Genomic DNA, 12,817 nt, shown 5'->3' on the forward strand with positions numbered 1-12,817 from the left:
ATTGGGGTTATGTACGTCAGTCCTTCAATCTCGCCTCGGCCAGGCGCCCGGAGGTGGCCGATCGAGGAGAATTTGCAGGAAAGCGCGCGGCTTTATACCATAGCTCGACCACGATATGAAGTCGCCACTGCCCGACGCGGCATGCGATGCGTCGCGCCATTCCCCCGTCACGCGCGGCCTGGCGGCGTTTCATCCCTCTTATCTCCTGCCTCGAGTCCTCATGAACATTCCCATCAAGACAGCTGAAGAAATCGACAAGATGCGCGTCGCCGGCCGTCTGGCGGCTGAAGTGCTGGAGCTGCTCGACGAGCATGTCCGTCCCGGCGTCACCACGGGCGAGCTCAACCGCATCGCGCACCACCACATCACCGAAGTTCAGGGCTGCATTCCGGCGCCGCTCAACTACCACGGCTTCCCGAAATCGATCTGCACCTCGATCAATCACGTGGTCTGTCACGGCATCCCCGATGACAACAAGAAGCTCAAGAAAGGCGACATCCTCAACATCGACATCACCGTGATCAAGGACGGCTATCACGGCGACACCTCGAAGATGTACATCGTCGGCGAGCCGAGCATCCAGGCCGAGCGTCTGTGCCGCGTCACCCAGGAATGCCTCTATAAAGGCATCGAGCTGGTACGCCCGGGCGTACGCCTGTCAGAAATCGGTCGCGCGATCCAGAAGCATGCCGAAGCGGCAGGCTACAGTGTCGTGCGTGACTTCTGCGGCCACGGCATCGGCGCCGGCTTCCATGAAGACCCGCAGGTGCTGCACTATGACGGCTACGAAGCCCGTGCTGACGCCGAGCTTCTGGAAGGCATGTGCCTGACCATCGAGCCGATGGTCAATGTCGGTGGCTACAAGGTGAAGGTCCTCAAGGACGACTGGACAGCCGTCACCAAGGACAAGAGCCTCTCGGCCCAGTGGGAGCACACCCTGCTGGTCACCACCACCGGCGTCGAGGTACTGACACGTCGCACGGAAGAGGACCTCTCCTTCCTCGAGGGTTGATCAAGATGCTCCTGCACCACTATCACTTCGTCGAGCGTGAAGCGCTCTACGATGCCGTCACCTTCGACGGCGAGCTGGCCACGACGAAGACACCCATCCCGCTGTTCAAGCGGGCTCTGGCACAGGTACAGGAGCGCCTCGAGGCTCGCTTCAAGGCGGGTGCCGACATCCGCGACCTCATCCATGGTCGTGCCCGCGCCATCGACCGCCTGCTGGCCATCGCCTGGCAGCGTCAGACCTGGCCGGATGACGGAATCGCCCTGCTCGCCGTGGGCGGCTACGGCCGCGGCGAGCTGCACCCGCATTCCGACATCGACCTGCTGCTGTTGCTGGAGCAGGACGACGACACGCCCTATCGTGAGGCGCTGTCCGACTTCATCACCTTCCTGTGGGACATCGGTCTCGAGATCGGCCAGTCCGTGCGCTCGCTGAGTGACTGCGAGCGTGAGGCACGCGCCGATGTCACCGTGATCACCAACCTGCTGGAATCCCGCGTCATCGCCGGTCCTCAGCGGCTGCGCGAGGCCATGCGCGAACGTCTGGCCACCGACCGTCTGTGGCCGGCCGAAGCCTTCTTCGAGGCCAAGTGGCAGGAGCAGATTGCTCGCCACCACAAGTTCGCCAACACCGAATATCACCTCGAACCCAACATCAAGTCGTCGCCCGGCGGCCTGCGCGACATCCAGATGATCGGCTGGGTCGCCAAGCGTCACTTCGGGGTCGAGCGCTACGACAACCTGGTCGCGCTGGGCTTCATGAATGATGCCGAGCTGCGCATTCTCAGCCAGGGCCAGGCCTTCCTGTGGCAGGTGCGCTTCGCGCTGCACATGCTGGCCGGGCGCGCCGAGGACCGGCTGCTGTTCGACCACCAGCGCACCATCGCCGAACTGTTCGGCTTCCGCGACACGCCCGAGCATCTGGCGGTCGAGCAGTTCATGAAGCGCTACTACCGCCACGTCACCGCCCTGGCGGGCCTCAACGACATGCTGCTGCAGCACTTCGACGAGGCCATCCTGCGCCATGATGAGCCGGTCAACATCGTGCCGCTCAATCCGCGCTTCGAGATCCGCAGCGGCTACATCAGCCTGCGCGAGGAAGGCGTGTTCCGCCGCCGCCCCGCCGCGCTGCTGGAGCTGTTCCTGCTGATGGCGCAGCACCCGGAGATCGAGGGCGTGCGCGCCGATACCATCCGCGCGCTGCGTGATCATCGCCACCAGATCGACGACGCCTTCCGCGACGACGTACGCCACCAGAGTCTGTTCATGGAGCTGATGCGCTGCGGCGGCAACGTGCCCCGCGTGCTCAAGCGCATGGCGCGCTACGGCATCCTCGGCAAGTACCTGCCGGCCTTCGGGCGTGCCGTGGGACTGATGCAGCACGACCTCTTCCACGTCTACACCGTCGATGCGCATACCCTGCGCCTGCTCAAGGTCGCCCAGGAATTCCGCGCCCCCGATGCCGAGGAGGAATTCCCGGTCGCCGCGACCCTGATCCGCGAGCTGCCCAAGCTGGAGCTGCTGTGGATCGCCGGGCTCTATCACGACATCGGCAAGGGCCGTGGCGGCGACCACTCCGAGATCGGTGCCGAGGAAGTCGAGGACTTCGCGCGCCGTCATGACCTCAGCCCGCGCGACACCCGCACCCTGAGCTGGCTGGTGCGCCATCACCTGCTGATGTCGATGACCGCCCAGAAGCAGGACATCGCCGACCCCGAGATCATCACCCGCTTCGCCGAGATCGTCGGCGACGAGACGCACCTCGATTATCTCTACGTGCTGACGGTGGCCGACATCAACGCCACCAATCCGTCGCTGTGGAACGGCTGGCGTGCGGCATTGCTGCGCCAGCTGCACATGGAGACGCGCCGGGCGCTGCGCCGTGGCCTCGAGCATCCGCCGGAGCGCCACGAGTGGATCACCGAGACCCGTGAGGAAGCGCTGTCCCTGCTGGCCGGCATGGGCACCACCCGCACTGACGCCGAAGCGCTGTGGGCCAGCCTCGGCGACGACTACTTCGTGCGCTACGCGCCCAGCGAGGTGGCCTGGCACACCCAGGGCATCCTCGCGCGCCAGGCGGCCCCTCAGCTCGACGAGCATGGCGAGCCGCTGCCGCTGGTACTGACCAGCGCGCCCACCGAGGAGATGACCGAAGGCGGCACCAAGGTCTTCATCCATACTCGCTCGGTGGACAACCTGTTCGCGGCCACCGCCGCGGCGCTGGAGCAGCTGGGGCTCTCGATCCACGATGCGCGCATCGCCACCTCGAGCCACAACTGGACGCTCAACACCTTCATCCTGCTCGACGATGACGGCGAGCCGATCCGCGACGCCGCACGCCTGGCCGATATCCGTACCCATCTGGTCGAAGAGCTGGATGACCCGGATGACTACTCGGTGATCGTCAATCGCCACACGCCGCGCCAGCTCAAGCATTTCCGCATCGCGCCGCGCATCACGCTGAGTCAGGACTACACCAACGGCCGCAGCGTGCTGGAAGTGATCGCCTCGGACCGCCCGGGCCTGCTGGCGCGCATCGGCCGCGTGTTCATGGAGCACGAGATCGCCATCGATGCCGCCAAGATCGCCACCCTCGGCGAGCGCGTCGAGGATATCTTCTTCATCACCGACCGCGCCGGCGAACCCATCACCGACCCCGAGCGCCAGACACGCCTGCGTGACGCCCTCACCGAAGTCCTCGAGGTCGGTGAGCGCGGCTGAGACGCGTGACGGCGCGTGACGGCACGTGACGAGAGTACAGAGGGAAAGCGCCGGCCGGCACCCCGCGATTGAGGGGACCGGCCGGCTTCCCTATAATCGCGAGTCGACCTGCATGGCAGTCCGGTGACTCGCGGACGCCTTCCTCCCTGCTCGGCCGGCAGCCTGGCTGCCACGGCCATCACCCATGGAACGTGCATGAACCCGGATCTCGACCAGCTCAAGCCCTACCCGTTTGAAACCCTGGCCAAGCTGCGCGAGGGCGTCGTGCCCAACCCCGCCCTGGACCCGATTGCACTGACCATCGGCGAGCCGCGTCATGCGCCGCCCGAGTTCGTGCTCGACACCCTGCGCGAGCACATCATGGGCGTGGCCAAGTACCCCGCCACCGGCGGCCTGGGGGAATTGCGCCAGGCGATCGCCGACTGGCTCGAGAAGCGCTTCTCGCTCAACGCCACGCCGGATATCGACCAGCAGGTCCTGCCGGTCACCGGCACCCGCGAGGCACTGTTCGCCTTCATCCAGGCCTCGCTGGACAGCACGCGTCCGGCGCGCGTACTGGTGCCGAACCCCTTCTATCAGATCTATGAAGGCGCGACGCTGCTGGCCGGCGGCGAGGTCACCTACCTGCCCTGCCCCGCCGAGAATGGCTTCCGCCCCGACTACGCCGCGGTGCCGGCCGAGGTGTGGCGTGATACCCAGATCGTCTTCGTCTGCTCGCCGGGCAATCCCACCGGCGCCGTGACACCGCTGGAGGACTTCCAGCAGCTGATTCGCCTCGCCGACGAGCACGACTTCCTGATCGCCTCCGATGAGTGCTACTCGGAGCTCTATCTCGACGAGTCCATGCCGCCGCCGGGCCTGCTGCAGGCCTGTGCCGCCATGGGCCGAGATGACTACGCGCGCTGTGTGGTCTTCCACTCGCTGTCCAAGCGCTCCAACCTGCCGGGCCTGCGCTCCGGCTTCGTGGCCGGCGATGGCGAGGTGATCCGTCGCTTCCGTCACTACCGCACCTATCACGGCTGCGCGATGCCGTTGCATCACCAGTACGCCTCCATCGCCGCCTGGAATGATGAAGCCCACGTGCTGGCCAATCGCGATGCCTACCGCGAGAAGTTTGCCGCCGTGACCGAAATCCTCGCGCCGGTGATGGACTTCCCGACTCCGGAAGCCAGCTTCTACCTGTATCCCGCCGTGCCGGGCGGTGACGACGCCGCCTTCACCCGCGAACTGCTGCGCGAAGAGGCGGTCGGCGTGCTGCCGGCAAGCTACATGGCGCGCGAGGTGGACGGCGTGAATCCGGGCGCCGGACGCATTCGTCTGGCGCTGGTGGCCGAACTGGAACAGACCGTCGAAGCCGCCCAGCGCCTGCGTCGCTTCGTCGAACGCCTGCGCTGAGCGCCAGGCCTGCACGGGCTGACAGCAGCCCAACACTGGATGACAGCCCCGCCCGGCGGGGTGGATTGGCTCAAGGAGACCGCCATGCACGTGCTCTACGGCATCAAGACCTGTGATACCTGCCGCAAGGCGCGCCGCGCCCTCGACGACCGGGGCGTGCCCTATCGCTGGCATGACCTGCGCGAGGATGGCCTCTCCGCCAGCCTGCTGGAATCCTGGCTGGAGCAGACCGCCTGGAGCAGCCTGCTCAACAAGCGCAGCACCAGCTGGCGCAACCTGAGCGATGAACAACGTGACAGCCTCGATGCCAACTCGGCACGCGCATTGATGCTGGAGCACCCGACCCTGATCAAGCGTCCCATTCTCGAGCGTCATCCCGCCGACAATGAGATGGATCTGGTGATCGGCTATGACAAGGCGGTCTACGAACCGCAGGATTGAGTTACTCCTTACACCACTGGACACCCCGGAGATTGACACGATGTTGAGCCTTGCCCTCGGAATCGGCACCCAGAACACCACCGGCGACTGGCTGGAAGTCTACTATCCTGCCCCGCTGTTCAAGCCGACCGCTGCCGTTGCTGACGCCGCTCGCAAGGCACTGGACGCACCGGCTGGCACCACCGCCACCAGCTTCCTGCCGGAACACTGCGCCGCCCTGGCCAGCGCCCTGCGCGACGCCGGTGACAGCGCCCAGGCCGAACTGGCCGAGAGCCTGGCCGCCAGCCAGCGCCCGCTGGTCGCCATGTTCATCGAGGAAGACGCCGCCCCGCAGAGCGTGCCGGAGGTCTACCTCAAGCTGCATCTGCTGTCTCACCGCATGGTGCGTCCGCACGGCATCGATCTGACCGGCATGTTCGGTCTGCTCAAGAATGTCGCCTGGACCAGTGAAGGCGCCATCGACATCGAAGAGCTGCCGGCGCGTCGCCTCAAGGCCCGTCTGGAAGGTCGCACCCTGTCCGTGGACTGCGTCGACAAGTTCCCGAAGATGACCGACTACGTGGTGCCGACCGGCATTCGTATCGCCGATACCGCGCGTGTGCGCCTGGGCGCCTACCTGGGCGAAGGCACCACCGTGATGCACGAAGGCTTCTGCAACTTCAATGCCGGCACCGAAGGCCCGGGCATGATCGAAGGCCGCATCTCCGCGGGCGTCTTCGTCGGCAAGGGTTCTGATCTGGGCGGCGGTTGCTCCACCATGGGCACCCTGTCCGGTGGCGGCAACATCGTCATCAAGGTCGGTGAAGGCTGCCTGATCGGCGCCAATGCCGGTATCGGCATCCCGCTGGGCGATCGCTGCACCGTGGAAGCTGGCCTCTACATCACCGCCGGCACCAAGGTCATGGTCTTCGACAACGAAGGCCAGGAAGTCGAGACGGTCGCGGCCCGTGAGCTGGCGAGCCAGGACGACCTGCTGCTGCGTCGCAACTCCGTCACCGGCCGTGTCGAGTGCCGCACCAACAAGAGCGCCATCGCGCTCAACGATGCCCTGCACGCCCACAACTGAGGCGCGTGACGATGGCCTGTCAGGGGCTGCACCTCTGGCAGGCCGTCGTGGCATTTCCCGGCTCGGGCAGCAGTGTCCGAGCCGGCGTGAAGACACTTCGTCTCTCCCCCCGAATTTCGCGCTGTCGCTCCTCGCGATGACGCCTGCAGCGATGGCCCATGATGACTGATTCAAACGCACCGCTTCCGCCACGCCCCGCCGATCTGTCTCCGACGCTGGAGCTGGCCTTCGATCTCATCTCACGCCCCTCGGTCACGCCGGACGACCTGGACTGCCAGACCCTGATGATCGAACGCCTCGAGGCGCTGGGCTTCACCATCACGCGACTGCCCTTCGGCGATGTCGACAACTTCTGGGCGGTGCGCGGCCATCATGGTCCGGTGCTGGCCTTCGCCGGCCACACCGATGTCGTGCCGACGGGCCCGGAAGCCAACTGGCAGTATCCGCCGTTCTCGCCGTGCATCGATGATGCCGGCTTCCTGTGTGGCCGCGGCGCCGCCGACATGAAGGGTTCGCTGGCCGCGATGCTGACCGCCACCGAGCGCTTCGTGACCGCCAACCCGGACCACGAAGGCCGCATCGCCTTCTTGATCACCTCCGACGAGGAAGGCCCGGCGGTTCACGGCACCCGTGCGGTGGTCGAGTATCTGCGCGAGCATCACGAGCGCCTCGACTACTGCATCGTCGGCGAGCCGTCCTCCACCGATTACGCCGGTGACGTGATCAAGAATGGCCGTCGCGGCTCGCTGGGTGCGGTCATGCACGTCAAGGGCGTCCAGGGCCATGTGGCCTACCCGCATCTGGCGCGCAACCCGATCCACGAAGCCGCCCCGGCGCTGGCCGCCCTGGCCGCCGAGCATTGGGACAACGGCAACGACTTCTTCCCGGCGACCAGCTTCCAGATCTCCAACATCCGTGGCGGTACCGGCGCGACCAACGTCATCCCCGGCGAGCTGGAAGTGGTCTTCAACTTCCGCTACTCCACCGAGCTGACCGCCGATGACCTCAAGCGTCGCACCTATGAGATCCTCGAGAAGCACGGTCTGGATGTCGAGATCGAGTGGAACCTGAGCGGCGAGCCCTTCCTGACGCCGGAAGGCGCGCTGGTCGATGCCGCCGTGCACGGCGTGGAACGCGCGCTGGGACGCAAGCCGGTGCTGTCCACCTCAGGCGGCACCTCCGATGGTCGCTTCATCGCCACGCTCGGCACTCAGGTCGTCGAGCTGGGGCCGGTCAACGCGACCATCCACAAGATCGATGAACGCGTCATGGCCAGCGATCTGGACCGACTCTCCAGCGCCTACGAGCACATCCTGGAATACCTGTTTGTCCCCGCGACCCAAGAGACCACGGCATGAGCGACACCCCGCACAATGACGCCGATGAGCAATATCCGGACATCGAGATCTATCTCAAGCCCTTGAGCCTGGAGGCGCTGGGCGCCTGGCTGGGCGAGCAGTTCGGTCAGGTCGTCGTCTTCCAGCCGGCCGGCAAGCTGCAGCACCGTACGCGCCTCACGCGTGATGGCGCCGAGATCGCGGTGCTGGTGGTCGAGAAGGTCGCCGATGGCTTCGCCAGCCTGTGGTTCGACAGCGCCAGTACCCCCTGGGCGCGCGATGTCGACTGCGCACGCGCCGCCGCCAGGGCCCTGCAGGTCGAGACGCGCTGCTCGCTGGGCAGCTGGCAGCCCGGTGATGAGCCGGACCGCTTCTTCCGCGTCATGGCCGACGGCAGCGAAGAGGCCTTCACCTGGCCGGACAAGGGCTGAGTGACCCGCCTCTTCTGGTGAGACAGACCATGAAACGACAACGCCCCGCAGGCTAGCCTGCGGGGCGTTGTCGTCTTTCGCTGAGCGAGTCAGCGATCAGGTGATGACCGTCACGTCATCCGCCTGCAGGCCACGCTCATTGCTGATGACGTGGTAACGCACTTTCTGACCTTCGGCCAAGGTACGGTGGCCCTTGCCACGAATGGCACGGAAGTGAACGAAGACATCTTCACCACTTTCACGGGTCACGAAACCGTAGCCCTTGTTGACGTTGAACCACTTGACCTCGCCGATCTCACGATCGTCGTCCTCGACTTCAGCCAGTACTGCAGAGCGCGGAGACAGCACCGGAATGGCAAGCGTCGCGATCAACAGCAGGATGAACACGGCCGCGACGGCAGCCGCGTACGCCAGCTCGAAGCCCTCGACGCTAAGCGCCTGGCTCAGGGTGTCGGCCAGCTGGCCGCCGGTCAGGGTGATGAAGACAGCAATCAGCAACGGTGCCGGCAGTGCCAGCAGCAGGCTGATGATGAAACAACGGAAGAACGTCTTGGAACTCATCAAGATAAACTCTCTAGGTAATGGGTGGAGGTGTAACGCGAGGACAGAAATGAGTGCTTCGGATGATCCCTATCAGAATGTTCTGCCCTTGATCGCAATGGACAGCACCTGACCGCACGACAGGGTTACAGCAGCTATCGTCAGTCGGGAAACTGCCTGAATGCAGCGCCTCACGGCGGTGCCCGTCACCGTCACTGATACACGCGAAGATGCCTGTGCATCGCTCTGGCGACGTCGTGGCTCGTGATGCAGGTAACTCCACATCAGTCGATGGAACCGGCCCTGTCAATGACGCGCGAAGCGCAGGCAATCGAAGGCCGTCAATGGGTGCGATATACGAAAAATAAGTCAATCGCACTGTCAACAGTCTATCACGCCTCTTCCTGATGCGTCTGAGGCAACTCAGTGACAATCCTTCAACACTTTGCGGTAATTCGACAACGATCCAGGCAACGACCGCAGCGATGATTCGGCGTGCCATCGCTCAGAAATCGTGGCAGGAGTCGTGGCAGGAGTCGTCATCCATCGCCGGCCACCTCACCCTCTTCCCCCACTGCCCACGCGGACCATTCCCTCACCCTCTGGAGCCCAGATGCATGACAACCTCGACTGATCCCAGCCTGGAAGCCCGACTGGAAGCACTGGAATCGCGCCTCGCGCATCAGGATGACTGGCTCGAGACCCTCGATCGCACCATCATCACCCAGCAGCGTCAGATAGAGACCCTCGAGCGCCTCACCGCGCTGATGGCCAGCCAGCTACGCACCCTGCGCGAGCAGCAAGGCGATGCAGACTCGACAGCACCTTTCAGTGCGCAGCCATACGACGAGCTGCCGCCCCATTACTGAGCTGTCAGCAGCACTCAGCTCTCCCGGCGCAGACCTGGCAGGGCCCTGAACGCAAACCGGCCCCGCAGCGAGGCTGCGGGGCCGGTCGGGCAGCGCTGAATCAGACTTTCTCGAATCAGACAGTGTTGCTACAGACAGGGCGATCTCAGGCGATGAGGCCGTCCAGATAACGCTCGGCATCCAGCGCCGCCATGCAGCCGGTACCGGCGGAGGTGATCGCCTGACGGTAGACGTGGTCCATTACATCGCCACAGGCATAGACGCCGGGGATACTGGTCTGGGTGGCATTGCCTTCCAGGCCCGACTGTACCTTGAGATAGCCGCCCTGCATGTCGAGCTGGCCTTCGAACAGGCTGGTATTCGGGCGGTGGCCGATGGCGATGAACACGCCCATCGAGCTCAATTCCTTGGTGGCGCCGCTCTCGACATGACGCAGACGCACGCCGGTGACACCGGAGTTGTCGCCCAGCACTTCGTCGAGGGTGTGGTGCCATTCGACCGCCATGTTGCCGTTCTCGACCTTGTCGAACAGCTTGTCCTGCAGGATCTTCTCGGCGCGCAGGCTATCGCGGCGATGCACCAGCGTGACCTTGGAGGCGATGTTGGACAGGTACAGCGCTTCCTCGACAGCGGTGTTGCCACCACCGACCACCACGACTTCCTGATTGCGATAGAAGAAGCCATCGCAGGTCGCACAGGCCGAGACGCCCTGGCCCATGAACTGCTGCTCACTCGGCAGGCCCAGATACTGCGCGCTGGCGCCGGTGGCGATGATCAAGGCATCACAGCTGTAGCTGCCGTTGTCACCCTTGAGCAGGAACGGACGCTCGCCGAGGGTCACTTCGTTGATGTGATCGAACAGGACTTCGGTCTCGAAGCGCTCGGCGTGACGACGCATGCGCTCCATCAGCTCCGGCCCCTGCACGCCAGCATCGTCGCCGGGCCAGTTGTCGACGTCGGTGGTAGTGGTCAGCTGACCACCCATCTGCATGCCGGTGATCAGGAGCGGCTTGAGATTGGCACGTGCAGCGTAGACGGCAGCGGTGTAACCCGCCGGGCCGGAACCGAGAATGATCAGACGTTCGTGACGGACATTGCTCATGGATGACCTCAGTGACAGATGAAGGCGGAGGATTTCACCAGCAGCAATGGCGGCTGCTGGCGATCAATGTACTGAACGATACCGACAACGCTGCAGACGGCGCATGCGATCGACATGGTTCAAGACACGGCGTGATGATCCGGGCCCGCTGGCGCCCGTGCAGGCTTCCCGCTGGAAGCACTTGTACTCGCTGTACTCGCTGGCTCGCCGGGCTGGTTGAGGCGAACAAGGACTGCGCAGAGTAGCGCAGACGCCGCCAGCTTTCAGCACCGGACTCAGACCGGCATCGCAGAAGCTTATGCTCAAGCACGAGCCCGCAGGATGGCATTGCCCAGATGCGCGGAAGCCGCCGCCAGGGGCGACGGCTTCCGGTTCGCCTACCTCTCGAGACACTCATTACCGAAGGTTCGAAAGGCAGTCGCGGGATCAGTCAGCGCGAACGCGTAAGCTGATCTCGTCCAGGCGGCGACTTACAGGCTGCTGGAGTGGCCTGCCAGGTACTTGGCAACACCTTCAGCGGTGTCCTTCATACCTTCCTGACCTTCTTCCCAGCCTGCCGGGCAGACTTCGCCGTTGGTCTGGTGGAACTGCAGGGCCTTGACCATGCGGACCATCTCGTCGACGTTACGGCCCAGCGGCAGGTTGTTGACGACCTGGTGCTGAACGACACCGTCTTCGTCGATCAGGAAGGAAGCGCGCAGAGCGACGCCAGCTTCCGGATGCTCGATGCCGTATGCCTGGGTGACTTCGTGCTTGACGTCGGCCACGATCGGGAAGCCGACTTCACCGATGCCGCCAGCGTCCGGAGAGGTCTTGCGCCATGCGTGGTGAGTGAACTGGGAATCGATGGACACACCGATGACTTCGACGCCGAGTTCCTTGAACTTCGCCAGACGGTTGTCGTGGGCGATGATTTCAGACGGGCAAACGAAGGTGAAGTCCAGCGGCCAGAAGAACAGCACGCGCAGCTTGCCGTTGGAATCAGACAGCTTGTAATTGTCGACGATGGTACCGTCGCCCAGCACTGCTGCGGCTTCGAAATCCGGGGCCTGACGTCCGACCAATACGCTCATGGTGATCTCCTGAGGAATAATGATGATAAAGGCAGCGGGCCGCCTTTGTGATGAATCGCCACACAGACTAATCGCCACGTGTAGCAGATGCCAAATGTTTGCTGCAATCACCACCATAGAGATTGCCTATGGCAGCTCGATGACGCCAACAGCGGGTGTCGGGATCATAAGTGACCTTGGCTGCAGAATACAGCATCTGCCGCGCCCTGCTCCTGCAAGCCTGTCACTTTGCGCCACTGATGCCTGCCGGCGCCAGCGTGCCGCGCAGGTGAGATGCCGTCAGAGATGCCGTCACAGTACGTCGTCATCCTGGCCGATATCCAGCCCTTCGAGCTCACCGCTGACCGGGTCGACCTGCTGGCGCACCTGGATCGGCTGACAGCAACGCTCGCAGTCGATGATGTTGGTCAGACTGCCCTCGTCCAGATCCAGGAACACCGTGAAGGGCGTGTCGCAGTAAGGGCAGTTGATTTCCGCCTCATGCAGCGCCTCATTGACCACTCCTTCCTGCTTGTCTTCCAGCAACTCATGGCCCGGCCATTCATCGGACTGCCCCGAGGAATGCTCCGCCAGCCACTGCTCGACCGCCGCATCCAGAACCTCATCATCTTCCGGCAGCTCGCCGGATTCGCTCGGCCTGCGCCCTTGTTCGTTCATGACAGCCTCCGTTGTGCCTGATGGTGAACGCGACGGACGTTGCGAGGGGCACCGTCTGGGGTGCCACCGTCTTGGATGTCACCGTTTCGGATACCCCTGTCCCGGATACTTTAGGGGCCGCATTCACGCCGCGCGAGAGTCGTGGCGGCAAACTCTATGGCAGCGAACGCGACGCAG

Annotated in this window: 12 protein-coding genes; 8 read left to right on the forward strand and 4 right to left on the reverse strand. The window is 64.2% G+C overall.

From position 1 onward, the window contains the following. The first annotated feature begins 220 nt into the window (after positions 1-220). The 7 genes from map to CLAM6_RS15975 all read left to right on the forward strand — a co-directional run bounded on the left by map (position 221) and on the right by CLAM6_RS15975 (position 8,399). The gene (gene map, locus CLAM6_RS15945) at positions 221-1,012 is read left to right on the forward strand and encodes a type I methionyl aminopeptidase (RefSeq protein WP_153636607.1); all 792 of its coding nucleotides are present in this window, start codon (positions 221-223) and stop codon (positions 1,010-1,012) included. Between the two features lie 5 nt (positions 1,013-1,017). Further along, complete coding sequence (locus CLAM6_RS15950) at positions 1,018-3,729, forward strand: [protein-PII] uridylyltransferase (protein ID WP_043333097.1); 2,712 nt, start codon at positions 1,018-1,020, stop codon at positions 3,727-3,729. A 195-nt stretch (positions 3,730-3,924) separates the two neighbouring features. Continuing rightward, the gene (dapC, locus tag CLAM6_RS15955) at positions 3,925-5,124 is read left to right on the forward strand and encodes a succinyldiaminopimelate transaminase (protein ID WP_153636608.1); all 1,200 of its coding nucleotides are present in this window, start codon (positions 3,925-3,927) and stop codon (positions 5,122-5,124) included. A 39-nt stretch (positions 5,125-5,163) separates the two neighbouring features. Continuing rightward, positions 5,164-5,565 carry an ArsC family reductase gene (locus CLAM6_RS15960; protein WP_318833295.1) on the forward strand — a complete coding sequence of 134 codons (402 nt, stop codon included), beginning with the start codon at positions 5,164-5,166 and terminating at the stop codon, positions 5,563-5,565. A gap of 40 nt (positions 5,566-5,605) precedes the next feature. Then, positions 5,606-6,631, forward strand: a complete 1,026-nt coding sequence (gene dapD / locus CLAM6_RS15965; RefSeq protein WP_077377814.1) for a 2,3,4,5-tetrahydropyridine-2,6-dicarboxylate N-succinyltransferase — start codon at positions 5,606-5,608, stop codon at positions 6,629-6,631. Positions 6,632-6,789: 158 nt separating this feature from the next. Continuing rightward, positions 6,790-7,989 (forward strand): succinyl-diaminopimelate desuccinylase, encoded by a 1,200-nt coding sequence (gene dapE, locus CLAM6_RS15970; RefSeq protein WP_234368088.1) that lies wholly within the window; start codon positions 6,790-6,792, stop codon positions 7,987-7,989. Further along, positions 7,986-8,399 (forward strand): hypothetical protein, encoded by a 414-nt coding sequence (locus CLAM6_RS15975; protein ID WP_043333036.1) that lies wholly within the window; start codon positions 7,986-7,988, stop codon positions 8,397-8,399. Before dapE ends, CLAM6_RS15975 begins: the two co-directional genes overlap by 4 nt. 96 nt (positions 8,400-8,495) lie before the next feature. Here CLAM6_RS15975 and CLAM6_RS18125 read toward each other — a convergent pair whose 3' ends face one another. Beyond that, the gene (locus CLAM6_RS18125) at positions 8,496-8,960 is read right to left on the reverse strand and encodes a cold-shock protein (protein ID WP_043333039.1); all 465 of its coding nucleotides are present in this window, start codon (positions 8,958-8,960) and stop codon (positions 8,496-8,498) included. 596 nt (positions 8,961-9,556) lie between these two features. Here CLAM6_RS18125 and CLAM6_RS15985 point away from each other — a divergent pair. Next, a complete protein-coding gene (locus tag CLAM6_RS15985) occupies positions 9,557-9,808 on the forward strand; it encodes a SlyX family protein (RefSeq protein ID WP_153636609.1) in 252 nt (83 codons plus the stop codon). A 145-nt stretch (positions 9,809-9,953) separates the two neighbouring features. Here the strand turns inward: CLAM6_RS15985 and trxB are convergent, their stop codons facing one another. The 3 genes from trxB to CLAM6_RS16000 all read right to left on the reverse strand — a co-directional run bounded on the left by trxB (position 9,954) and on the right by CLAM6_RS16000 (position 12,640). Then, positions 9,954-10,910, reverse strand: a complete 957-nt coding sequence (trxB, locus tag CLAM6_RS15990) for a thioredoxin-disulfide reductase (RefSeq protein WP_043333042.1) — start codon at positions 10,908-10,910, stop codon at positions 9,954-9,956. A gap of 470 nt (positions 10,911-11,380) precedes the next feature. Continuing rightward, complete coding sequence (locus CLAM6_RS15995; RefSeq protein ID WP_043333044.1) at positions 11,381-11,983, reverse strand: peroxiredoxin; 603 nt, start codon at positions 11,981-11,983, stop codon at positions 11,381-11,383. A 291-nt stretch (positions 11,984-12,274) separates the two neighbouring features. Next, positions 12,275-12,640 (reverse strand): CPXCG motif-containing cysteine-rich protein, encoded by a 366-nt coding sequence (locus CLAM6_RS16000; RefSeq protein WP_153636610.1) that lies wholly within the window; start codon positions 12,638-12,640, stop codon positions 12,275-12,277. Positions 12,641-12,817: the final 177 nt, after the last annotated feature.

This window comes from Cobetia sp. AM6 (genome assembly GCF_009617955.1).
In the GTDB taxonomy this organism is placed as follows: Bacteria; Pseudomonadota; Gammaproteobacteria; order Pseudomonadales; family Halomonadaceae; genus Cobetia; species Cobetia amphilecti.